This is a genomic window from Geodermatophilus sp. URMC 62 (assembly GCF_052931475.1).
The window spans coordinates 1,336,259-1,359,320 of the sequence record NZ_JBRFHY010000001.1 but is presented as its reverse complement, the minus strand read 5'-3'; the positions used below and the strand labels follow the sequence as shown (position 1 = coordinate 1,359,320).

The following is a 23,062-nucleotide window of genomic DNA, read 5'->3' as shown; positions in this document are numbered from 1 at the left end:
TCAGTTCTCCTCCTCGGTGACGACCGCCCACACGAAGTCCTCGTAGGAGGCGGCGTGCTCGGCGATCAGGCGGTCGAGCAGTGCGGCGGAGGCGGCGACGGCGGCTCGCGCGTTCGGGTGGCGACGCTCCTCGGCGAGCAGGGTCTCGTAGAGCGGGCGGACCCGGTCCAGAGCCCGCCTCGAGGGCCGCCGGCGGTTGGAGTGGTAGCCCACGAGCGAGCCGTCGGCGCCGTAGGACGGCGTCACGTGCGCGAGCACCCAGTAGTGGGCGCCGTCGGCGGCGAGGTTGTTGATGTAGGCGAACAGCTCCTGGCGGGCGGCCAGCGTGTCCCACAGCAGCTTGAACACCGCGCGCGGCATGTCGGGGTGCCGGATGAGGTTGTGCGGCTGCCCGATGACCTCGTGGAGGTCGTAGGCGCCCACGCGCAGGAAGACGTCGTTGGCGTAGGTGATCACGCCGCGCGGGTCGGTCTTGGAGACGATGAGCTCCTCGGCGGAGAAGGTGCGCTCCTCGCCGGTGGGCCGGACGGGCGTCCGTGCGCCGCGGCGGGCCGCCGTCCGCGGGATGGTCTCCAGCACGCGTCCTCCTGGCTCCGGACCGGGGTGTCCCCGCGGGTATCGGCAGCCGGGTCCCCGGACGTCAGCCGAAACGGCGACGTGCGGTCCGGCCGCGCCGCGCCGAGGAGGTCCCCGGCGCGGCGCGGCCGGTCCGCTCAGACGTCCAGGGCCACCCCCCGGCACGACGCCGAGCAGTCCAGCGTCCACAGCGACGCGGGGACCGCGGCCAGGCGGGCCGAGCGCACCAGTCGCAGGCCGCCGGGACCGGTCCGCTCGTCCGGCGTCGAGGGGGCTGCGCCGTCCGCCGGCGGGGTGGCCGGTGCGGGCGCGGGTGCGGGGGTCGGCGTCGGCGTGGTGCCCGGCGTCGTGCCTCCGCCGGTCCCGCTGCCGCCGGGAGCGGTCGGTGCCGTGCTCCCGCCGGAGCCGGACGCGACGTACTCCAGCACCGTGCCCAGCACCTGGAGCCGCCCGTCGGGGGCGAAGACCGTCACGTCGTACCGGCCGGCCACGCGGGCCGGGGTGCGGAACACCAGGGCGGTGCTCGTGCTGCTGACCACCTGGGCGGCGCCGGTCGTCCCCACGAGCACCCGGGCCCCGAGCGGCAGGGCCAGGCCGGTGATCCGGACCTGGGTGCCGCCGGTGACACCGACCCGCACCGGGCTGATCGAGGTGATCTGGAACTGCCCGCGGGCGGGGAAGCTGACCGTGCCCGAGCCGTCCGGCGGCGGGGTGCTGCCCGAGCCGCCGCTGCCGCCCGAGCCCGTGCCGCCGGAGCCCGTGCCCGTGCCCGTGCCGGTGCCGGTGCCGGTGCCGGTGTCGGGGGTTCCGGTGCCCGTGCTGGAGCCGCCGGAGCCGGAGCCGGAGCCGGATCCGGATCCGGAGCCCGTGCCCGTGTCGGGGGTCCCCGCGCCGGAGCCGCCGGAGCCCGTACCGCCCGAACCCGTGCCGGTCCCGCCCGAGCCCGTGCCCGTCCCGCCCGAGCCCGTGCCGGTCCCGCCCGAGCCCGTGCCGGTCCCGCCCGAGCCCGTGCCGGTCCCGCCCGAGCCCGTGCCCGTCCCGCCCGAGCCCGTGCCGGTCCCGCCCGGGCCGGTGCCGGGGGTGCCGCTCCCGGCGCCACCGGAGCCGCTCCCCGTGCCGCTCCCGGCGTCGGGGCCGGCCGCGGCGGCTGCGCCGACCAGCAGGGGAGCCGCCCGCGTGAGACCGACCGGTGCGCCGTCGCGGGTTAGCTGGACGGTGAGCACGTAGCGGCCGTCGCCGAGCGTCATCGTCGGCGCGAACGCCAGCCCGGCCGGCGAGGTGCGCGCGCCCAGGGTGAAGGTCGCCTGGCCCTCGTCGTCGGTGGTCACCGTGGCCCCGCCGAGGGTGATCGGGACGTCGGCGACGGCCCAGGTGCTGCCCTCGTACTGCATGCCCAGCCCGAGCGTGACGCCGAAGGTGCCCGGCGCCGACGTGCCGCTCACCGCGATGCGCGGGCCGACCGTGCCGGCGGGGGCGGTCATGCCGCTGAAGGAGTAGTCGACGGCGCCGAGGCCCGCGTCGGCCAGGCCGGCGACCGAGAGCCGCCCGCCGGTGACCGACCGGCCGCGGAAGGCGGCCACCGGGTCGACGTCGGCGAGCAGCGCCTGGCGCACCTGCTCGGCCGTGGCGTCGGGCAGCGCGGCCCGGTAGAGGGCCGCCGCGCCCGCGACCTGCGGCGCGGAGAAGGAGGTGCCGTCGACCAGGCGGTAGCCGCCGTCGTTCCAGGTGGAGAAGACGCGGCTGCCGGGCGCGAAGAGGTCCACCGAGGTGGCGCCGTACGCGGAGAACGAGCTCATCGTGTCCGCGGCGGTGCTCGAGCCGACGGTGACGACGTTCGGCTCGGTCAGGTTGGCCGGGTACACCGGACTGCGGTCGCGGTCGGCGGCGTCGTTGCCGGCCGCGGCGACGACCACCACGCCCTTGGACCCGGCGTAGGCCACCGCGGAGCGCACGGTCTCCAGCGCCCAGCCGGACATCGGGCCGCCCCACGACGCGTTGACGACGTCGGCCCCGTGGTCGGCGGCGTAGCGGATCGCCTCGGCGGCGAGCGCGACGTCGACGCCGCTGCCACTGCCGGCGGCGAGCGGCATGATCGTCACCTCCGGCGCGATGCCGGCGGTGCCGCGGCCGTTGTCGGCGCGGGCGCCGACGGCCCCGGCCACGCTCGTGCCGTGGGTGCCGTTGGTGCCGTTGTCGACCGCCGGCGAGTTGGTCGTGAAGTTCCAGCCGTGGCAGTCGCCGGCCTTGCCGTTGCGGTCGGTGTCGACCGTGCCGCAGGGCTCGGCCGGGTTGGTCCACAGCGCGCCGGCGAGGTCCTCGTGGTCGGAGTCGTAGCCGGTGTCGACGACGGCGACCACCACGCCGGAGCCGCGCCCCCCGGCCCAGCCGTCGGGAGCGTCGGTGTCGGCGTCGGCCACCGCCGTCTGCTGCGGGGCGTTGCTGCCGGTGTTGTCCAGGTTCCAGCCGTACGTGGGCACGTAGGGGTCGCTGACGGTGCCGAAGACCTCGACGGTGGGCGAGGGCTCGACGGCCGCGACGCCGTCCACCGCGGCGAGGTCGCCCTCGTCGAGGGAGCCGGTGGCCACCAGGGCGCGCCCGTCGCTGAGCCGCTGGACGTTGGCGACGCCGTCCAGGGCCCCCAGCGGGTCCAGCAGCCCGGCGGCGTCCCCGGACGCCGCGGTGACCACGTAGCGGGTCAGGCCGTCACCGGCACCGAAGTCCCCGGCGACGGCCACGGCGGGTGCGGCCAGGGCCGTGTAGGCCGCCGCTCCCGCGTAGCCGGCCACCAGAGCCGTCACGAGCACACCCGCCTGGGTGCGCCTCCTCAGGGTGGACACGTGCCCCTCCTCCCGGCCCGGTCCGCCCGGGCGCCACCGGCCCCCGGCGGGGGCCAGCAGGACGGCATCGGCACGCCGGCCGGCCGCGCGGAGGGGGACGGCACCGGGTCTGACCCGGGAGGATGAGGTCGCCCTCCCTAGACTCCGCGCCATGCTGCTGTCCGACCGCGACATCCGCGCCGCGATCGCCGAGGGGCGTCTCGGCATCGAGCCGCACGACGCGGGGCTGGTGCAGCCCTCGAGCATCGACGTCCGGCTCGACCGCTACTTCCGGGTGTTCAACAACGCCCGCTACACCCACATCGACCCCGCCCAGCAGCAGGACGACTTGACCACCGCGGTCGAGACCGAGGGCGACGAGCCGTTCGTGCTGCACCCCGGCGAGTTCGTGCTCGGCTCCACGCTGGAGGTCGTGTCCATCCCCGACGACCTCGCCGCGAGGCTCGAGGGGAAGGCGCTGGCGCTGGAGACGTCCGTGCCCACGCCGACCGGCTGGAGCACGATGGGCGAGCTCGTCGTCGGCGATGAGGTCTTCGACGAGAACGGCATCCCGTGCCGAGTGGTGGCAGCGACCGAGGTCATGCTCGGGCGTCCCTGCCGTGAGGTGGAACTCAGCGACGGATCGCTGTTCACCGCCGACGCCTCGCACCTGTGGGTCACCACGAGCAAGCAGGAGCGTCGCCCGGGTCGGCCGCGGACCACATCGGCGAAGACCACGGACGAGATCGCCGCGACCCTCCGGTACGGCCAGGAGTTCAGTCACCAGATCGCGCTGGCCGGACCCGCGCAGTACCCCACCGCCGAGCTGCCGATGGACCCCTACGTCCTCGGCTACTGGCTCGGGGACGGCACCAGTACCAAGGGCGAGATCACGGTCGGCCGTGGAGACGAGGAGGTCCTCGCTTCGTTCGAGGCCGCCGGTTACTCCGTCTGGTCGGCGACCAGCCCGCATGCGTACCGCCTCGGCGGCGCCGCGCGTCACACAGACCACGAGCACCGGGGCAGCGAGGGTGGGCGGTTCAGTGGCAACGGCTCCCTGAGCAGCCACCTCCGTGCGCTCGGCCTGCTGGGTGACAAGCGGGTGCCGGCTGTCTACCTCACCACCGACGTCGACCAGCGGTTGGCGCTGCTGCAGGGGCTGATGGACTCCGACGGCTACGTCGACGAGTACGGCCGCTGTGAGTTCACCAACACGCGCGAGGACATCGCCTGGGCTGTCCACGAACTGGCCGCCAGCCTCGGGCTACGGCCGACCTACCGGAAGAAGCGAGCCATGCTCGACGGTGTGGACTGTGGCCCGGCCTTCCAGGTGAAGTTCACGCCGCGCCGGTTGCCGGTCTTCCGGCTGGCACGCAAGGCCGCCCGGCTGAGGACCGATGACCGCGGCCACGAGTTCCGCGCCGTTCGCGCAGTGCGTGAGGTACCGACCGTCCCCGTTCGGTGCATCCAGGTCTCCTCACCGAGCGGGATGTTCCTCATCGGGGACTCCTACGTGCCCACGCACAACTCATCGCTGGGCCGTCTCGGACTGCTCACCCACTCGACGGCGGGCTTCGTCGACCCCGGCTTCTCCGGGCACATCACGCTGGAGCTCTCCAACGTGGCCAACCTGCCGATCACCCTGTGGCCGGGCATGAAGATCGGCCAGCTGTGCCTGTTCCGGCTCACCTCGGCCGCCGAGCACCCGTACGGCTCGGCGGTGTACGGCTCGCGCTACCAGGACCAGCGCGGCCCCACGCCGTCGCGGTCCTACCGCAACTTCACCCGCGCGGAGACGCGGCCCGTGCCGGACTGACCGGTGCGGCCGGTCCCGCCGGTGACCAGCCGGGCAGCTCGTCGTCGACGTACCGCTCGCGGGTGGCCAGCCACCCGGTGACCGTCAGCCCGACGGTGGTCACCGCGACCAGCACGAACATGCCGGTGTAGCCCCCGGTCACGTCGCGCAGCACGCCCACCAGCAGTGGGCCGGCGGCGGCCAGGAGGTAGCCCCAGCCCTGGGTGACCGTCGACAGCGCCGCCGTCGTCTCCGGCGTGCGGGCCCGCACCCCGATGAGCGCGAGCACCATGCTGAAGGTCCCCATGCCGACGGCCAGCACCGACATCCACAGCCACGGCAGCGTCAGGGGGGCCAGCCACAGCCCGCCCCAGCCGACGACGTAGCAGGCCATGAAGCCCAGCAGCAGCGGCCGCTGCAGCCGCTGCCGCACGGTGAGCGCCGGGCCGACGGCGTTGACCGGGATGACGACGATCGAGTTGACGCCGAGCAGCAGCCCGGCCGTCGCCGCGCTCAGGCCGGTGTCGCGCAGGTACTGCGCCGACCAGCCCATGACCACGTAGGCCTGCGTGGCCTGCAGGCCGAAGAACGCCGCGAGGACCAGCGCCGTGGGGCTGCGGCGCAGCGGGGCCATCCGCACCGAGCGGTGCTCGCCGCGGGAGGCGCCGGGTTGCCGCGGCGTGACGGCCCAGGGCAGCGCCGCCAGCAGCGCCAGGACCGCCCAGACGCCGAGCGCCCAGCGCCAGCCGCCGGGGCCGGCCGCCGCCGCGATCGGGGCGGTGGCCGTCGCCGCCACGGCGCCGCCGATGGCCATGGCGGCGCTGTAGGCGCCCACCAGCAGGCCCGTGCGCTCCGGGAACCAGCGCTTGACCAGGCCGGGCAGCAGCACGTTGCCCAGGGCGCCGCCGACCATGGCCAGCGCCGTGCCGACGAGGAACAGGGCGAAGGAGCCGACGACCGCACGCAGCACCAGCCCCGCGGCCATGGTGAGCAGTGCGCCGGCCAGCACGTGCGCGTCCCGGAAGCGGGCGGCCAGGGGCGGCCCGGCGAAGCCGATGGCGGCGAAGCAGACCACCGGCATCGTCGTCACCACACCGGCTGCCGCACTGGAGACGCCGAGCCCCGCCTCGAGCTCCTCGAGCACCGGGCCCACGGAGCTGACCGCCGTCCGCAGGTTGGCGGCGGTGAGCACGATGGCCACCGCCACGAGGACCAGACCGCGGCGCCGGTCCGCGGCGGCCGGTGCGGTGGTGGGGGCGGCGGCGGTACGGGTCACCCCCCGATGGTGCCTGGCGGGTGCGCGCTGCAACCAATCCGCTGGTCAGGCGCGCAGGCGGGTGCGGCTGACCGCCTCGATGCGGGGCACGACCCGGGGCACGCGCTGCCAGAGCACCCGCTGCAGGGCCAGCGTGACGAGGGCGGCCACCAGGATCCCGGCCAGGTTGAGGCCCAGCTGCAGGGCCGCGCGGCCGAACTCGGTGCCGCCGCCCAGGGCCAGGGAGACCGCCATGTCGGCGGCGGCCGGCACGGTGGTCACCGAGATGAAGACGCCGACCAGCGCGCCGCTCCTCGCCGAGGTGACCGAGAGGACCCCGGCGATGCCGGCCAGCACGGCCACCACCACCGACCAGCGGTCCGGCGCGGTGATGAAGCCGGTCTGTGGGCGCTCGGCCGTCAGCACCTCGGTGCCGAACCAGCCCAGCCCGCGGGCGGCGAGGGTGGCCAGCGCGGTCACCGCGATCGCCACGCCGAAGCCGACCACCAGCGCGCGGACCGCCGCGGTGGCGATGCCGCGCCGGCGGTGCACGACGGCGACGGCCAGCGCGGCCAGCGGGGCGAACTCCGGGCCGAGGACCATCGCGCCGATCACCAGCACGGCGGAGTCGTTGACGATCGCGACCGCCGCCAGCAGCGTCGCGATGGTGAGGAAGGACAGGTAGGACACCGACAGCGCCGAGTCGGCGGCCGTCGTCCGGACCACCTGCTCCCACACGACGGCGTCGGACCCGTCGCCGGGTGCGGCCTCCTCGGCCCGCTGGGCCCGGGCCGAGACGGCGGTGTCGACGGTGACCACCGCGATCCCGCCGTCGCGGTCGACGGCCAGCTCCCGCAGGCCGGCCACCAGGGCGTCGGCGGACTCGCGCGCGACGTCGGCGAGGACGAGGTCGCCGGGCGGGGAGACCGACGCGCCGGGGAGCACGGCCAGGTGCGCCGTCCCCGGGCAGCGGTCGAACAGGTCGCGCACCGCCTCGGTCCGGTCGGCCGGCACGGTCACCCTCAGCTGCAGCAGCACCGGGCCGTCCTACCCCACACCGGCGCGGGAACGACGGACGCCGCCGGTAACGGCCCCCTGCAGGGCCCCGCCGCGAACTCGCGAGTGGTGGGGGGCAGGGGGTCCTTTCCTCAGGCCTGCGGCCCGTGTCCCGTGGCGGCCGAGCCGGTGCCGGCGACGTCGTCGTCGGCGGTGCCGACCTCGGTGCCGTGCTCGGTGCCCGGCGTGCCGACGGTGGCCATCGACCGGAGCAGGATTTGGCTGACGTCGAGGACCTCGACGTGCTCGGCGGCCTCGCCGTTCTGCTTCTTCGACGTCAGGGCGTCCGACAGCATCGTGATGCAGAACGGGCAGGCGGTGGAGATGACGTCCGGGTCGAGGCCGAGGGCCTCCTCGGTGCGCTCCACGTTGATCCGCTTGCCGATCTTCTCCTCCATCCACATGCGCGCGCCGCCGGCGCCGCAGCAGAAGCCGCGGTCCTTGCAGCGGTGCATCTCCTGGGTGGAGAGGCCCTGCACGCTGTCGAGGATCTCCCGCGGCGGCGTGTAGACCTTGTTGTGCCGGCCGAGGAAGCACGGGTCGTGGTAGGTGACCTTGCGGTCGACCGGGGTGACCGGGGTGAGCCGGCCCTCCTCCACCAGCTGGCTGAGCAGCTGCGTGTGGTGCACGACCTCGTACTCGCCGCCCACCTGCGGGTACTCCCGGCCGAGGGAGTTGAAGCAGTGCGGGCAGGTGGTGACGATCTTGCGGGTGCCCGGCACGCGGCCCTCGAAGACGCCGTCGAGGGTGGCCACGTTCTCCTGGGCCATCATCTGGAACACGAACTCGTTGCCCATGCGGCGGGCCGGGTCGCCCGAGCAGGTCTCCCCGGAGCCCAGGACGGCGAACTCGACGCCGGCGGTGTGCAGCAGCTCGGCGACGGCCTTGGTGACCTTCTTGGCGCGGTCGTCGATGGCGCCGGCGCAGCCGACCCAGAACAGGTACTCGACCTCCTGGGGCAGCGGCCCGTCGGCCATCCGCACCTCGAAGTCCATGTCCTTGATCCAGTCCTCGCGGGTGCTGGGGCTCACGCCCCAGGGGTTGCCGCGGTTCTCGAGGTTGCGCAGCATCACGCCGGCCTCGGACGGGAAGTTGGACTCGATGAGCACCTGGTAGCGGCGCATGTCGTCGATGTGGTCGATGTGCTCGATGTCGACGGGGCACTGCTCCACGCAGGCGCCGCAGTTGGTGCAGCTCCACAGGACGTCGGGGTCGATGACCCCGCCCTCCTCCAGGGTGCCGACCAGCGGGCGGTGCGCCTGGGCGTCGTTGGTGCCCTCGATGCGGGCGTAGCCCGACGCCCAGACCTGCTCGTCGCTGGGCTTGAGGACGTCGTAGTCCGGCGCGGTCTCCGACGCCGTCTTCTCACCGAGCAGGTACGGGGCCTTGGCGTACAGGTGGTCCCGCAGGTCCATGATCACCATCTTGGGGGACAGCGGCTTGCCCGTGTTCCAGGCAGGGCACTGGCTCTGGCACCGCCCGCACTCGGTGCAGGTGGTGAAGTCGAGCATCCCCTTCCAGGTGAAGTCCTCGATCTTGCCGCGACCGAAGACGTCGTCCTCGCCCGGGTCCTCGAAGTCGATCGGCTTGCCGTTCGAGGTCATGGGCTGCAGCGGGCCGAGCGCGACGCTGCCGTCGTCGTTGCGCTTCCAGTAGATGTTGAAGAAGGCGCTGAACCGGTGCCAGGCGACGCCCATGTTGAGGATCCGGCTGACGACCACGAGCCAGGTCAGCGAGACGACGATCTTCACGAAGGCGACGACGCTGAGCAGGTCGGGGCTGTCGGGCAGCACGGTGGCCAGCAGGCTGGCGAACGGGTGCGACCAGGTGGGCGCCTCGGTGAGCCCGGAGGAGACCTTGAGCGCGCGGATCAGCAGGATGCAGATGCCGACGGTGAGGACGACGGCCTCGACGAAGTAGCCGCGGCCCTCGTTGGAGCCGGCGAAGCGGCTGGTCCGGCCCTGGCGGCGCGGGTGGTCCTTCTGGCGCCGGTAGATCAGGTACAGGATGCCGATGATCGTCCCGGCGCCGATCACGTCGGCGAAGAGGTTCCACAGGCTCCACTCGCCGATCAGCGGCAGGTGGAAGGCCGGGTTCCAGACCTCGCCGAAGGCCTCGACCAGGGTGAGGAACAGCCCGTAGAAGCCGACGAAGACGAACCAGTGGGCGGCGCCGATGGCCGACCACTTGAGCATCCGGGTGTGGCCGAGCGACTCGACGGCGAGCGTCTTGAGCCGCTGGCCGACCGGCCCGTTGCGGGTGGAGTCCGGCTGGCCGGTGCGGATGATCCGCACCATCGCCCGGACGGCGCGGTAGGCGAAGACGACCGCCACGATGAGGAACAGCACGCTGATCGTGCCCAGCACGATCTGCAGGGGGCCCGTCATGATTCCCTCTCCCCACGCCTCGTGGCGTCGGTTGTCTCCGGTCCGCCCGGACGGCGCGAGAGGGGCCTCACCGCCGTCCCCACCGGCCCGTGGGCCGGCGGCGGATCGCGCGCGGGCGCCTGTGCCCGCGCAGCCCGCACGATAGCTGGCCGGAACACAGATTACTCAGCGGTAACCCCGGGCGCCGCGCCCCGACCCGGAACCGCCCCACGGTGCTCGGCGCCCCGCCGTCCCCGGCCTGACCGGGACGTTCGGGGGACGCGTGCGGACGGTGGTCGACGGCTGGCGTGCGGGCCGGACCGCGCCGACGGGCGACGAGGTGAGCGGGCTCACGACCCCGGTCGGGCGCCCCGGCCGTCGCCGGTCGGGAGCCGGCACCGACCGCGCTTCCTCGGACCGTGGTCCACCTCACGGGAGAGGAGTACGGCGGGGCGGGGAACACGGTCGGCGGGTGTGCCGTTAGGGTGGGCAGGAAAGTTGAGCGGACCCGACGCAAGCCAGTGCACGACCGGGCAGCGCGGCCCGCGCGACGACCTGCAGCCACCAGCACAGCACCCACAGCACGCACCCGCACACGGAAGAGAGGCCAGCTCATGGCTCGAGCGGTCGGTATCGACCTCGGCACCACCAACTCCGTCGTCACCGTCCTCGAGGGCGGCGAGCCGACGGTCATCGCCAACTCCGAGGGCTCGCGCACCACGCCCTCGGTCGTCGCCTTCGCCAAGAACGGCGAGGTCCTGGTCGGCCAGTCGGCCAAGAACCAGGCCGTCACCAACGTCGACCGCACCATCCGCTCGGTGAAGCGCCACATGGGCACCGACTGGCGGACCGGCGAGATCGACGGCAAGCGCTACACCCCGCAGGAGATCAGCGCCCGCATCCTGCAGAAGCTCAAGCGGGACGCCGAGACCTACCTGGGCGAGCCGGTGACCGACGCGGTCATCACCGTCCCGGCCTACTTCGAGGACGCGCAGCGCCAGGCCACCAAGGAGGCCGGTGAGATCGCGGGCCTCAACGTCCTGCGCATCGTCAACGAGCCCACCGCCGCCGCCCTGGCCTACGGCCTGGACAAGGGCGAGACCGAGCAGACGATCCTCGTCTTCGACCTCGGTGGTGGCACCTTCGACGTCTCCCTGCTCGAGATCGGCGAGGGCGTCATCGAGGTGAAGGCCACCGCCGGTGACAACCACCTCGGCGGTGACGACTGGGACGAGCGCGTCGTCAAGCACCTGGTGCAGACGTTCAACGCGCAGACCGGCATCGACCTGTCGAAGGACAAGCTGGCCATGCAGCGGCTCCGCGAGGCCGCCGAGAAGGCCAAGATCGAGCTGTCGGGCGCGCAGTCGACCAACGTCAACCTGCCCTACATCACCGCCGGGGCCGAGGGCCCGCTGCACCTCGACGTCACGATCACCCGTGCGGAGTTCCAGCGGCTGACCCAGGACCTGCTCGAGCGCACCCGCGCGCCGTTCAACCAGGTCGTCCGGGACGCCGGCATCTCCATCGGCCAGATCGACCACGTCGTCCTGGTGGGTGGCTCCACCCGCATGCCGGCCGTGACCGACCTGGTCCGCGAGCTGACCGGCGGCAAGGAGCCCAACAAGGGCGTCAACCCCGACGAGGTCGTCGCCGTCGGTGCCGCCCTGCAGGCCGGCGTGCTCCGCGGTGAGGTCAAGGACGTCCTGCTGCTCGACGTCACCCCGCTGTCCCTGGGCATCGAGACCAAGGGCGGGATCATGACCAAGCTCATCGAGCGCAACACCACGATCCCGACCAAGCGCAGCGAGATCTTCACGACGGCCGACGACAACCAGCCCTCCGTGCAGATCCAGGTCTTCCAGGGCGAGCGCGAGATGGCGGCCTACAACAAGAAGCTCGGCATGTTCGAGCTGACCGGGCTGCCGCCGGCCCCGCGCGGCGTGCCGCAGATCGAGGTCGGCTTCGACATCGACGCCAACGGCATCGTGCACGTCACCGCCAAGGACCTCGGCACGGGCAAGGAGCAGTCGATGACCATCACCGGCGGCTCCGCGCTCCCGAAGGACGACATCGAGCGGATGATGAAGGACGCCGAGGCCCACGCGGAGGAGGACAAGCGCCGCCGCGAGGAGGCCGAGACCCGCAACCTGGCCGAGTCGCTGCAGTACCAGACCGAGAAGTTCCTGGCGGAGAACGGCGAGCGGATCCCGGCCGACAAGAAGGAGGAGCTCGGCGAGGCCCTCACCGAGCTGCGCTCGGCCCTCGGCGGCTCCGACATCGCCGCGATCAAGTCGGCGCAGGAGAAGGTCGCCCGCGTCTCGCAGGAGGTCGGCGGGGCGCTCTACGCCCAGCAGGCCGAGGCCGGCGCGGCCGGCACCGGTGACGGCGCGACGGGTGCGCCCGGTGGGGCGGGTGCATCGGCGTCCTCGGCCGACGAGGACGTCGTCGACGCCGAGATCGTCGACGAGGACAGCGACCGCCGATGAGCCAGGGGGACGAGCAGCCGCGGGTCGTGATCCGTGACAAGCGGCGGATCGACCCCGTCAGCGGCGCGGTGCGGGCGCCGGCCGGCCAGCAGCCGGCCGGCGCCCCGCCGGGCCCGTCCACAGCCGACCCGTCGCCAGGGGAGCAGATGAGCGAGAACGAGACCGTCGCCGGCCCGGAGGTCGTCCCGCCGGTGGCAGCGGGCGAGGACCTGTCCCGCCAGCTGGCCGAGCGCACCGAGGACCTGCAGCGGGTCACCGCCGAGTACGCGAACTACCGCCGGCGGGTGGACCGCGACCGCACCGCCGTCGTCGACCAGGCGGCCGAGCGGTTCGCCGCGCAGCTGTTCCCGATCGTCGACGACATCGAGCGGGCCCGGGACCACGGTGACCTCACCGGCGCCTTCAAGGTCGTGGCCGACCGCGTCCTGGGGCTGCTCGACGGCCTCGGCGTCGAGGCCTTCGGCGTCGCCGGGGACCCGTTCGACCCGGCGCTGCACGAGGCCGTCCTCCACGACACGTCCGACCAGGTGAGCGTGCCGACGGCGACGACGGTCCTGCGGCAGGGTTTCCGCCGCGGCGACCGCGTCCTGCGCACGGCGATGGTCGCCGTCAGCGAGCCCGCCGGTGGCGCCGTCGTCGCCGGCGAGCCGGTGACCGGGCAGACCGTCGAGGACGCGACCGGCAGCGGTGCGCCGGGGGAGACCCCGGCCGCCGGCTGACCGGCCGCGCACGCACCACGGACGCGAAGAGAGGAGGCGCCCGATGAGCACTCGGGACTTCATCGAGAAGGACTACTACGCCGCACTGGGCGTCTCCCAGAGCGCGGACGCCGCGGAGATCAAGAAGGCCTACCGGAAGCTGGCCCGCGACCTGCACCCGGACAAGAACCCGGGCAACGCCGACGCCGAGGCCCGCTTCAAGGAGGTCTCCGAGGCCTACGACGTCCTCGCCGACCCCAAGCGGCGCAGCGAGTACGACGAGGCCCGGCGGCTGTTCGGCAGCGGCGGCGCGGGCGCGCGGGCCGGGTTCCCGGGCGGCTTCCCCGGCACCGGCGGCGGGGGCCAGCCCTTCGACCTCGGTGACCTCTTCGGCGCCGCGGGCGGCCGGGGCGGCGCCGGCGGCGGCCTGGGGGACATCTTCGGCAACCTCTTCGGCGGCGGCGGGGCCGCGGCGCCCGGGTCGACCCGCGCGCGTCAGCAGGCGGCGTCCGGCCCGGCCCGCGGCCAGGACGTCGAGACCGAGGCGACGCTCTCCTTCGAGGAGGCCGTCCTCGGCGTGACCGTGCCGCTGCGCATGCAGAGCCCGGGCACCTGCCCGACCTGTGCCGGCAGCGGCGCGCGTCCTGGCACCTCGCCGCACACCTGCGAGGTCTGCGGCGGCGCCGGCGTCACCAGCCGCAGCCAGGGTGCGTTCGCCTTCTCCGAGCCCTGCCGCAACTGCCGGGGCAGCGGCTCGGTGGTCGACGACCCGTGCCCCACCTGCGCGGGCAACGGCGTGACCACCCAGACCCGCACCATCACCGTGCGGATCCCCGCCGGCGTCAAGGACGGCCAGCGCATCCGGCTGGCCGGCAAGGGCGCGCCCGGACGGCGGGGCGGCCCGGCCGGTGACCTGTTCGTCGTCGTGCACGTCAGCGACCACGAGCTGTTCGACCGCCGGGGCGACGACCTCACCCTCACCGTGCCGATCACCTTCCCCGAGGCCGTCCTCGGGACGACGCTGACCGTGCCCACGCTGGAGGCGCCGGTGACGCTCAAGGTGCCCGCCGGGACCGCCAGCGGGCGCACGCTGCGGGTCCGCGGGCGGGGCGTCCCGGGCCGCGGCCGCTCCGGGGACCTGCTGGTGACCGTCGAGGTCTCCGTGCCGCAGCGCCTCTCCGCCGAGGCCGAGCGGGCGGTGAAGACGCTCGACGCCGAGCTCGGCGACCCGCGGCCGCAGATCACCGCGGCCGTCGAGAAGGGGAGCACCCGGTGAGCGCGCCGGGCGCCGACGGCCGGGAGCGGCGGGACGCCACCCGCACCGTCGCCGACGACGCGCCCGTCTTCGTCATCTCGGTGGCCGCCGAGCTCGCCGGCATGCACGCCCAGACGCTGCGGCAGTACGACCGGCTGGGCCTGGTGACCCCGGGCCGCACCCCCGGCGGCGGACGGCGCTACAGCCCGCGCGACGTCGCCCTGCTCCGGGAGGTGCAGCGCCTCTCGCAGGAGGACGGCGTCAACCTGGCCGGCATCAAGCGGATCATCGACCTGGAGTCGCGGGTCGAGGCCCTGCAGCAGCGCGTGCACGAGCTGCTCGGCGAGCTCGAGGGCTCCGAGCACCGGCGGATCGCGGCGGAGTCGGCCCTGCGCAGCGGCTTCGGGTCCCCGCTGCGCCGGGCCGACCTCGTGCCGGTGCGCCCGCCCAGCTCGGCGCTGGTCGTGTGGCGCCCCCGGGAGAGCCGGTGAGCGCCGTGACCGACCCGCAGCCCCCCGGCACCCCGGGGCCCGACCCGCACGGGTCCTTCGTGCGGCTGGAGCGCGAGATCGGCCTGCTGCTGCGCCGCTCCCGGGCGATCTCGGCCCGGCTGGCCCGCGAGCTGCACCCCGACCTCGACGGCGCGGCCTACGGGCTGCTGGCCCTGCTGCAGGACGCCGGCCCGCTGCGCGCCAGCGACCTGGTCGCCCGCCTGGGCCTGGACAAGAGCACCGTCAGCCGCCAGGTGGCCTCGCTGGTCGACCTCGGGATGGTGACCCGAGCGCCCGACCCCGCGGACGGGCGGGCGCAGGTGCTCACCACCTCGGCCGAGGGGGCGGCGCGGCTGGCCCGCATCCGCGAGGCGCGCCGCGCCCGCTGGGAGGCCGACCTCTCCGGCTGGCCGGCCGACGACGTCGCCACGCTCGGCGAGCTGCTGGCCCGGTTCAACCGGCTCGGCGAGGCCCGGGAGGCCGAGAGCAGCTGAGGGCCCCGTCCCTCCCGACCGCGCACACGGCACACGAGACGACGGCGCCCCCGTACCGGGCCGGTACGGGGGCGCCGTCGTGTCAGCGGGTCAGGTCACTGCCCGGGGACCATCCAGCCGAGCACCGGTGAGGCCTGCAGCACCACGATGAGGCACATCAGCAGCAGGAGCAGCATGCTCCAGCCGAACACCTTCCGGAACAGCTCGCCTTCCTTGCCGGCCATGCCCACGGCGGCCGCCGCGATCGCCAGGTTCTGCGGGCTGACCATCTTGCCCATGACGCCGCCGGAGGAGTTCGCCGCGGCCAGCAGCACCGGGTCCAGACCGGCGCCGGCCGCCGTCTGCACCTGCAGGGCGCCGAACAGCGCGTTGGCCGAGGTGTCCGAGCCGGTCACCGCGACGCCGATCCAGCCGAGGATGGGCGAGAGGAAGGCGAAGAAGCCGCCGGTCTGGGCCAGGGCGCGGCCGAGGTGGCCGGTCATCCCCGACTGGTTGAGGACGTAGGCCAGGGCGAGCACCGCCATGACGGTGACGATGGCCCACTTGAGCTCCCGGTAGGTGTCGACGTAGGCCTTGAGCCCGCGCCCAGGGGAGATCCGCAGGACCAGCATGGTGAGCAGCCCGGCGATGATCATCAGCGTGCCGGCGGCGGGCAGCCAGTTGAAGGTGAACGTCGTCGACGCCAGCTCCTCGCTGGAGCCGGCCGCGAACACGTTCAGCCCGGGCCAGGGGAAGGTCGTCGTCCACGGGGCCTGGGCCAGCGCCGACTTCACCGGGCCGAGGTTGGCCAGGGCGAAGATCACGATGACGATCCCGTAGGGGGCGTAGGCCTTGGCGACCTCCGCCGGGGTGTCGGGCAGGAGCGGAGCGTCCTCGGCACCGGACGCCGGGGCGTGCGGGTCACGCGCGGTCTGGCGCCCCGGGGCGTCGCCGAGCTCCTCGCCGGCGGTGGCGCCGACCCCGGCACGCCCACGGCGACCGGACCCTGCGGCCACGGTGCCCGCACCGCCGGCCGCGTCGGCCCCTGTCCCGGCGCGGGACAGGGAGGCCGCGGTGACCGGCTCGTAGCCGGCCTTGCGCATGCGCACCACGGCGACGACGGCGGCCGCGGAGACCAGCGCGGCGATGATGTCGGTGAGCGGCACCGAGACGTAGTTGGCGGCGAGGAACTGGGCGACGCCGAAGGAGACGCCCGCGACCAGGGCCTCCAGCCAGGTGTCCTTGACGCCCCGCCTGCCGTCGACGACCAGCACCAGCACCAGCGGCACGATCGCGGCCAGGATGGGTGTCTGCCGGCCGGCCATGGCGCCCAGGGTGTCGACGGTCAGCCGCGCGTCGTCGCTCACGCCGGAGGTCACGGTGGCGAGCGTGACGATCGGCGTGGCCAGCGCGCCGAAGGCGACCGGGGCGGTGTTCGCGATCAACGCCACGGCCGCCGCTTTCATCGGCTGGAAGCCCAGCGCCATCAGCATGGAGACGGTGATCGCGACCGGGGTCCCGAAGCCGGCGAGGGCCTCCAGCAGCGCACCGAAGCAGAAGGCGACGATGATCGCCTGGATCCGCAGGTCGGGGCTGACGTTCCCGAACGAGCGCCGCAGCACGTCGAAGTGCCCGGTGGCGACCGTGAGGTTGTAGACCCAGATCGCGTTGATGACGACCCACAGGATCGGGAAGAACCCGAACGCCGCGCCCTCGGTCGCGGACAGGGCGGCCTGCCCGACCGGCATGCGGAACGCGAGGATGGCCAGGACCAGGGCGACGGCCAGCGAGATGAGGCCCGCCAGCCAGGCCTTGACCTTGAGCGCACCGAGGAGCACGAACAGGGTCAGCAGCGGTACCGCTGCCACCAGGGCGCTCAGTGCGAGTGACCCACCGACGGGGTCGACGACCTGCTCGAACAACGGGGCTCCTTCCCTCGACGGTGAGGGGGGTGTGGCTCTGTGGGGGTGGTGCGGCGGTGCGGTGGTGCGGGGAGGCAGGGGTCCGTCGTCACCGGTCCGCGGTGGCGGGCCGGGCCAGGGCGGTCCCGGGGCCGGTGAGCGCCCGGTCGAGCACCTCCTCGACGGGGACCCCGCGGATGGAGGCGTCCAGCACCTGGACCGTGTGCGCGACCGGCATCCGCTCGCCCATGCGGGCCAGCGTCGTCGCGACCTGCATCCAGCAGCCGGGGTTCGCGGTCACCATCAGGTCCGCCCCGGTGGCCAGGACGGCGGCCGCCTTGCGCTCGCCGAGCTCCCGGGCCGGTTCGGGCTGCAGCATGTTGTACGTGCCGGCGCTGCCGCAGCACAGCTCGGCCTCCGTGAGCTGCCTGAGCTCGATGCCGGGGATGCCGCGCAGCACCTTCCGCGGCTCCTCGCGGATGCCCTGCGCGTGAGCCAGGTGGCAGGCGTCCTGGTAGGCCACGGTCATGGGCAGCGGGTGCCGCTCGGCGACCGGACCGAGCTCGACGATGAACTCACTGATGTCCCGGGCCTTCTTCGCGAGTGCCTCGGCGCGCGCGGCCCACCCCGGCTCGTCGCGCAGCTGGTGGCCGTACTCCTTGACGTTCGAGCCGCAGCCGGCGGCGTTGAGGATGACGTGGTCGACCCCGGCCCGCTCGAAGGTCTCGATCGTCCGCTTGGCGAAGTCCAGCGCCTGCTCCTCCCGCCCACCGTGGCCCGGCAGCGCCCCGCAGCAGCCCTGGCTCCGCGGCACGATGACGTCGCAGCCCTCGGCGGCCAGCACCCGCACGGTCGCGGCGTTCACGTCGGGGAAGAAGGTGCCCTGCACGCACCCGGCCAGCAGCCCGACGACCGCCCGCCGCTCACCGACGGCCGGCGTCCGCTCGGGGACGCGCTCCACCGGGCCGAGCTTGGGCGCGAGGGACTCCATCGCCTGGAGCGGCGCCGGGAGCCGGCGCATCAGGCCCGTGCGGGTCAGCAGGCTGCCGAGCCGGCTGGCCTGGTAGGCCCGCAGCGGCCCGCGCAGCGCCCGCAGCCGCTTCGGGTAGGGGAACAGGTTGTAGATGAGGTCGCGGTAGAGCTTCTCCGACCTCGGCCGCCGGTAGCGCCGCTCGATCTGCGGGCGGGTGGCCTCGATGAGCTTGTCGTACTGGACGCCGGACGGGCAGGCCGTCACGCAGGCCATGCAGCCCAGGCACTGGTCGAAGTGCCGCACCATCGAGTCGTCGAGCGGCTCGCCCTCCAGCGCCTCCTTCATGAGGTAGACGCGCCCGCGGGGGCTGTCCATCTCCTCGCCCCAGAGCACGTAGGTGGGACACGTGGGCAGGCAGAACCCGCAGTGCACGCAGTCGCCGATGAGCGCGGCGTCCGGCGGGTGGTGGTCGTCGAAGGCCGGCTGCACGGCCTGGCGCGTCTGGGGCAGGCCGAGCAGGGTGGGGGTGCCGACGGTGGCGGCCCCGGTGCCGGGCGGCAGGTCGATGTCCTGGCCGACGTCGAGCGGACGGCGCGCCCCGACCACCGCGGCCGGTGCCTCGTCGGCGGTCCGGGCCGCTCCGGTGGGCGATCCGGACGGCAGGTCGGCGACCGTGTCGCGCACCGGGTTGACGGTGGGGGAGGCGCCAGGGGACCCGGGCGGAGGTGAGTCGCCCCGGTCGCGGCTGCCCGGCGTGATCTCCGTCATCTACAACCCTCCGACGAACCGGCCCGGCGACATCCGCCGCTCGGGGTCGAACCTCTCCTTGACCCGCCGCATGAGGTCCAGCGAGTCGCCGACCGGACCCCAGTGGTCCAGCCGGTCCCGGACGGCGTCGGGCGCCCGCAGGACCACCGCGGTCCCGTCGTGGGGGGCGAGTGCGGCCCGCAGCCGCGGCAGCGCCTCGACCGCCTCCCCGGCCGGGAGCGCCGCGTAGGTCACCCCCGTGGCGGCGTGCGCGGCCACCGCCGTCCCGGCGGGCAGCGCCTCCAGCGCCGCCGCGAGCGACGCCGGCGCGTACGCCAGCCGCAGCAGCACGTCGTCCGCACCGCCGGGCCTCCGGCCGAAGTCCTCCGGCAGGTCCTCGGACTCCTCGCCGCCGCCGAGCAGGGCCAGGGCGGCCGTGGCCTGCCCGGCCACCGACTCCGCGATGGACTCGAACAGCACGACCAGCCGGGCGCCCCCGCCGGCGGTGCCGACCAGCTCCACGGCCGACGGGGTGAGCGTCGAGCGGGCCAGCGCGATCGACAGGGGGCCGGCGGCCGCGGCGTCCGGCAGCTCGAGGGTGACCACCCGCCGCGCCGGCGGCACCGGGTGCAGCCGCCAGGTGGTGGAGACGACGACGCCGAGCGTGCCGTGGGCGCCGGTGAACAGCTTCCCCAGGTCGTACCCGGCGACGTTCTTGACGACCTTGCCGCCGGCGTGGGCCACGGTGCCGTCGGCGAGGACGACGGTGATGCCGATGAGCAGGTCGCGGGTGGTGCCGTACCGCAGCCGGCGCGGCCCCGACGCGTTGGCGCTCACCACGCCGCCGAGCGTGGCGCCTTCCTCGGGCGGGTCCAGGCCGAGCAGCTGGCCGGCCCGGCCGACCTGCGCCTGCAGGTCGGCCAGGCGCACCCCGGCCTCGGCCACGACGGTGAGGTCGCCCGCGACGTGCTCGACGACGCGGTCGAGGCCGGTGAGGTCCAGCAGCAGGTCGCAGGACTCCGGCGGCGCCGCCCATGTCAGTTTGCTGCGCCCGCCGACCGGCACGACGGTGCGCCCGTCGGCCGCCGCGGCCCGGACGACCCCGGCGGCCTCCTCGACGGTCCCTGGCCGGACCACCTCGCGCGGCACCACCCCGGCGACGGCGTCGTCGGGGCCGCCGGCCCGGCCGGTGAGGGCGGGTGCGGTCACGCGTCCTCCTCGCCGGCGCTCGTCGGCCTCGTGACCGACGGTGCTCCGTCCAGTGAGCTCACCCGCTCGCTCACTAGAAGACCTCGCCGAGGCCGGCCGCCTGCACCGGGTGCTCGCCCTTCCGGACGCCGGGCCGCTCGCCGCACAGCCGGGGGGTCGGGAAGACCTTGCCCGGGTTGGCGACGCCGTCGGGGTCGAAGGCGCACCGCAGCAGCTGCATGGTGTCGAGGTCCTCCGGCGTGAACTGCTTGCCCATCTTCATCCGCTTCTCCTGGCCCACCCCGTGCTCGCCGGTGATCGAGCCGCCGGAGGTGATGCAGAGCTCGAGGATGGCGCCGGCCAGCTCCTCGGCCTCGTGGGCCTGGCCCTCGACCGCGTCGTCGAACAGCACGAGCGGGTGCAGGTTGCCGTCGCCGGCGTGGAACACGTTGGCCACGCGCAGGCCCCGCTCGTCGGCCATGCGCTCGATCTCGGCGAGCACCTCGGGCAGCTTCGTGCGGGGGATGACGCCGTCCTGCACGAAGTAGCTCGGGCTGATCCGGCCGACCGCCGCGAACGCCGACTTGCGGCCCTTCCACATCAGCGCCCGTTCCGCGTCGTCGGCCGCGATGCGGATCTCGAAGGCGTTGCGGGCCCGGGCGATCTCCTCGACCTGCCGGAACTGGGCCTCGACCTCGACCTGCGGGCCGTCGAGCTCGATGACCAGCACCGCCACCGCACCCGCGGGGTAGCCGCAGCTCACCGCGGCCTCGGCGGCCTCGATGGCCAGCGCGTCCATCATCTCGACGGCGGCCGGCAGGATCCCGGCGGCGATGATGTCGCTGACCGTGCCGGCCGCGTCCTCGACCGAGGAGTAGCCGACCAGCATGGTCTGCACGGCCTCCGGCACCCGGACCAGCCGGAGCGTCAGCTCGGTGGCCACACCGAGGGTGCCCTCGCTGCCGATGAACGCGCCCAGCAGGTCGTAGCCGGGGTGCTCGGGCGCGCGCCCGCCCAGGTGTACGACCTCGCCGTCGGGCAGCACGACCTCGGCGCCGAGGACGTGGTTGACCGTGAAGCCGTACTTCAGGCAGTGGGCGCCCCCGGCGTTCTCGGCCACGTTGCCGCCGATCGAGCAGACCAGCTGGGACGACGGGTCGGGCGCGTAGGCCAGGTCGTGGGGCGCCGCGTCGCGGGTGACCCACAGGTTGATGACCCCGGGCTCGACGGTGACCTGGCGGTTGTCCGCGTCCACCGGGGACAGCGTGCGCAGGCGCGACAGCACGAGCAGGACGCCGTCGGCGCTGGGCAGCGCGCCACCGGACAGCCCCGTGCCCGAGCCGCGCGCCACGAAGGGGACGCCGGCCTCGGAGCAGAGCCGCACCGTGTCGACGACGTGCTGCCGGCTCTCGGCCAGCACGACGATGGCCGGGGTGACCTTGAAGTTGGCCAGCCCGTCGCACTCGTAGGTGCGGACCTGGGCGCGGTCGGTGAGCACCCGCCCGGTGCCGACGGCGGTCCGCAGCCGCTCGGCGAGCGCTGCGGTGCGCTGGGAGGTGTCCGGTTCGGCGATGGCGGTCATGGGGTCCTCACGGCATGCGCTCGTAGGCCGGCTGGGTCGGGGAGTCGCTGGGCTCGTCAGCCGGCGCCGTCCCGGTGGACGGCGCCCCCTCGTCGACGATCCGCCCGACGGCCGGTAACTCCGGCCGGCGGCCGTCGAGCTCGCGGTGCAGCAGGGACGCCAGCGCCAGCGCCCGAGGCGTCAGGACCTCCTCCGACCGGTTGCCCGTCGGGCCGGTGGTCTCGAGGGCCGCCACGGCCACGCTGCTGCTCATGCGTCTCCCTGTCGATGTGGTCCTGTCGATGTGGGTCGTCGTCCTGTGGTCGTCGTGATCGGTCATGGTGCCGCTGCGCCGCCGCCTCAGCGACTCGAGATCGTCCGCAGGCAGGTGTTCCGCATGGCGGAAGATGCTGTCTACAGTCCGGAAACCGGTCCGGAAGGTAGTGGGCCCGGTCGCCGGGGGTCAAGGTGGGTGGTCGGGGGGGGGGCGCCCGGACGGCGGGCGGCCCCGGGGGGAGGGGCGGTGGCGACCGACAGGACGGGCGCGGGCGGCGCGGCGGAGGGTGTGCAGTCCCTGGAGCGCGCGTTCGCGCTCCTCGAGCTGATGGCCGACGCCGGGGGCGAGGTCGCCATCAGCCGGCTGGCCGCCGACAGCGGTCTGGCGCTGTCGACCATCCACCGGCTGGTCCGCACGCTCGTGGCCCGGGGCTACGTGCGGCAGCTGCCGTCCCGGCGCTACGTCCTCGGTCCGCGGCTGATCCGCCTGGGGGAGAGCTCCTCGCGGATGCTCGCCACCTGGGCCCAGCCGCACCTGTCCCGGCTGGTCGACGACATCGGCGAGACGGCCAACCTGGCCATGCTCGACGGCGACCGGGTCGTCTACGTCGCCCAGGTCCCCTCGCGCCACTCGATGCGGATGTTCACCGAGGTGGGCCGTCGGGTCCACCTGCACTGCACCGGCGTCGGCAAGGTCCTCCTGGCCCAGCTGCCTGCCGAACAGGCGCGCCAGCTGCTCGTGCAGGCCGGCATGCCGGTGCGCACCGAGCGCACGGTGACCGACCCCGACGAGCTCCTCGCCACGCTGCCGGCCATCGCCGCGCGGGGCTACGCCGTCGACGACGGCGAGCAGGAGGCCGGGGTCCGCTGTGTCGCGGTCCCGGTGCCGGGTAACTCCTCGGCCGGGGCCATGTCGGTGTCGGGTCCCGCGGGTCGGCTGGGCATGGACGCGGTGTCACGGGTCGTGCCGCTCCTGCAGTCGGCCGCTGCCGCGTTGGCCGCCGAGCTGCGGGAGGACGGCGGCCCGGTTTGAGTCGGGGTGCCGCCCGGGACCCCCAGGGCGCCGGGGAGGTGAGCCACGGGACACGCAGAGTCAGTTGCCTGTGGCAACCAAATGGATGTATGGTTGCAGTCTGCAAACACCTCCTC

The 23,062-nt window shown here is 74.3% G+C and carries 17 protein-coding genes; 7 read left to right on the top strand and 10 right to left on the bottom strand.

All coding sequences use genetic code 11. The features are described from left to right. Both ACU616_RS06475 and ACU616_RS06470 read right to left on the bottom strand, forming a co-directional pair. Complete coding sequence (locus ACU616_RS06475; RefSeq protein WP_446757654.1) at nt 1–579, bottom strand: PAS domain-containing protein; 579 nt, start codon at nt 577–579, stop codon at nt 1–3. A 134-nt stretch (nt 580–713) separates the two neighbouring features. Further along, complete coding sequence (locus tag ACU616_RS06470; RefSeq protein ID WP_446757653.1) at nt 714–3,413, bottom strand: S8 family serine peptidase; 2,700 nt, start codon at nt 3,411–3,413, stop codon at nt 714–716. A 151-nt stretch (nt 3,414–3,564) separates the two neighbouring features. On the opposite strand from ACU616_RS06470, the gene dcd reads away from it, so the two are divergent. Then, nucleotides 3,565–5,208, top strand: coding sequence for a dCTP deaminase (gene dcd, locus ACU616_RS06465; RefSeq protein WP_446757652.1), 1,644 nt, complete (start codon nt 3,565–3,567; stop codon nt 5,206–5,208). Here dcd and ACU616_RS06460 read toward each other — a convergent pair. The 3 genes from ACU616_RS06460 to ACU616_RS06450 all read right to left on the bottom strand — a co-directional run bounded on the left by ACU616_RS06460 (nt 5,174) and on the right by ACU616_RS06450 (nt 9,885). Further along, on the bottom strand, nt 5,174–6,463 hold the full coding sequence (locus ACU616_RS06460) for an MFS transporter (RefSeq protein WP_446757651.1): 1,290 nt from the start codon (nt 6,461–6,463) through the stop codon (nt 5,174–5,176). The two genes, dcd and ACU616_RS06460, sit on opposite strands and share 35 nt — an antisense overlap. 45 nt (nt 6,464–6,508) lie before the next feature. Beyond that, a complete protein-coding gene (locus ACU616_RS06455) occupies nt 6,509–7,480 on the bottom strand; it encodes a DUF389 domain-containing protein (protein WP_446757650.1) in 972 nt (323 codons plus the stop codon). A 110-nt stretch (nt 7,481–7,590) separates the two neighbouring features. Then, the gene (locus tag ACU616_RS06450) at nt 7,591–9,885 is read right to left on the bottom strand and encodes a heterodisulfide reductase-related iron-sulfur binding cluster (RefSeq protein ID WP_446757649.1); all 2,295 of its coding nucleotides are present in this window, start codon (nt 9,883–9,885) and stop codon (nt 7,591–7,593) included. 593 nt (nt 9,886–10,478) lie between these two features. Between ACU616_RS06450 and dnaK the strand changes: the two genes are divergently transcribed. Genes dnaK through ACU616_RS06425 form a run of 5 tightly spaced genes read left to right on the top strand, consistent with a single transcriptional unit; the run spans nt 10,479 to nt 15,288 of the window. Continuing rightward, entirely contained in the window at nt 10,479–12,350 is a 1,872-nt protein-coding gene (dnaK, locus tag ACU616_RS06445) for a molecular chaperone DnaK (protein ID WP_446757648.1), read from the top strand. Further along, on the top strand, nt 12,347–13,069 hold the full coding sequence (grpE, locus tag ACU616_RS06440) for a nucleotide exchange factor GrpE (protein WP_446757647.1): 723 nt from the start codon (nt 12,347–12,349) through the stop codon (nt 13,067–13,069). Before dnaK ends, grpE begins: the two co-directional genes overlap by 4 nt. A gap of 43 nt (nt 13,070–13,112) precedes the next feature. Next, complete coding sequence (dnaJ, locus tag ACU616_RS06435) at nt 13,113–14,324, top strand: molecular chaperone DnaJ (protein ID WP_446757646.1); 1,212 nt, start codon at nt 13,113–13,115, stop codon at nt 14,322–14,324. Then, on the top strand, nt 14,321–14,794 hold the full coding sequence (locus ACU616_RS06430) for a heat shock protein transcriptional repressor HspR (RefSeq protein WP_446757645.1): 474 nt from the start codon (nt 14,321–14,323) through the stop codon (nt 14,792–14,794). The genes dnaJ and ACU616_RS06430 overlap by 4 nt, the downstream gene beginning before the upstream one ends. Next, nucleotides 14,791–15,288, top strand: coding sequence for a MarR family winged helix-turn-helix transcriptional regulator (locus ACU616_RS06425; protein WP_446757644.1), 498 nt, complete (start codon nt 14,791–14,793; stop codon nt 15,286–15,288). The genes ACU616_RS06430 and ACU616_RS06425 overlap by 4 nt, the downstream gene beginning before the upstream one ends. 95 nt (nt 15,289–15,383) lie before the next feature. Here the strand turns inward: ACU616_RS06425 and ACU616_RS06420 are convergent, their stop codons facing one another. From ACU616_RS06420 to ACU616_RS06400, 5 genes are all read right to left on the bottom strand, one after another. Beyond that, nucleotides 15,384–17,189 carry an L-lactate permease gene (locus tag ACU616_RS06420; protein ID WP_446757643.1) on the bottom strand — a complete coding sequence of 602 codons (1,806 nt, stop codon included), beginning with the start codon at nt 17,187–17,189 and terminating at the stop codon, nt 15,384–15,386. An 88-nt stretch (nt 17,190–17,277) separates the two neighbouring features. Beyond that, the gene (gene glcF, locus ACU616_RS06415; protein WP_446757642.1) at nt 17,278–18,825 is read right to left on the bottom strand and encodes a glycolate oxidase subunit GlcF; all 1,548 of its coding nucleotides are present in this window, start codon (nt 18,823–18,825) and stop codon (nt 17,278–17,280) included. Nucleotides 18,826–18,909: 84 nt separating this feature from the next. Beyond that, a complete protein-coding gene (locus ACU616_RS06410; RefSeq protein ID WP_446757641.1) occupies nt 18,910–20,097 on the bottom strand; it encodes an FAD-binding oxidoreductase in 1,188 nt (395 codons plus the stop codon). A 73-nt stretch (nt 20,098–20,170) separates the two neighbouring features. Beyond that, on the bottom strand, nt 20,171–21,658 hold the full coding sequence (locus tag ACU616_RS06405) for an FAD-linked oxidase C-terminal domain-containing protein (protein ID WP_446757640.1): 1,488 nt from the start codon (nt 21,656–21,658) through the stop codon (nt 20,171–20,173). 7 nt (nt 21,659–21,665) lie between these two features. Next, nucleotides 21,666–21,911, bottom strand: a complete 246-nt coding sequence (locus tag ACU616_RS06400; RefSeq protein WP_446757639.1) for a hypothetical protein — start codon at nt 21,909–21,911, stop codon at nt 21,666–21,668. 249 nt (nt 21,912–22,160) lie between these two features. On the opposite strand from ACU616_RS06400, the gene ACU616_RS06395 reads away from it, so the two are divergent. Next, nucleotides 22,161–22,946, top strand: a complete 786-nt coding sequence (locus ACU616_RS06395) for an IclR family transcriptional regulator (RefSeq protein WP_446757638.1) — start codon at nt 22,161–22,163, stop codon at nt 22,944–22,946. Nucleotides 22,947–23,062: the final 116 nt, after the last annotated feature.

Excerpts from the sequence above, each read along its gene's own strand:
- dcd (WP_446757652.1), top strand. The coding sequence starts at position 3,565 with ATGCTGCTGTCCGACCGCGACATCCGCGCCGCGATCGCCGAGGGGCGT.
- ACU616_RS06450 (WP_446757649.1), bottom strand. The coding sequence starts at position 9,885 with ATGACGGGCCCCCTGCAGATCGTGCTGGGCACGATCAGCGTGCTGTTC.
- dnaK (WP_446757648.1), top strand. The coding sequence starts at position 10,479 with ATGGCTCGAGCGGTCGGTATCGACCTCGGCACCACCAACTCCGTCGTC.
- grpE (WP_446757647.1), top strand. The coding sequence starts at position 12,347 with ATGAGCCAGGGGGACGAGCAGCCGCGGGTCGTGATCCGTGACAAGCGG.
- dnaJ (WP_446757646.1), top strand. The coding sequence starts at position 13,113 with ATGAGCACTCGGGACTTCATCGAGAAGGACTACTACGCCGCACTGGGC.
- ACU616_RS06405 (WP_446757640.1), bottom strand. The coding sequence starts at position 21,658 with ATGACCGCCATCGCCGAACCGGACACCTCCCAGCGCACCGCAGCGCTC.
- ACU616_RS06400 (WP_446757639.1), bottom strand. The coding sequence starts at position 21,911 with ATGAGCAGCAGCGTGGCCGTGGCGGCCCTCGAGACCACCGGCCCGACG.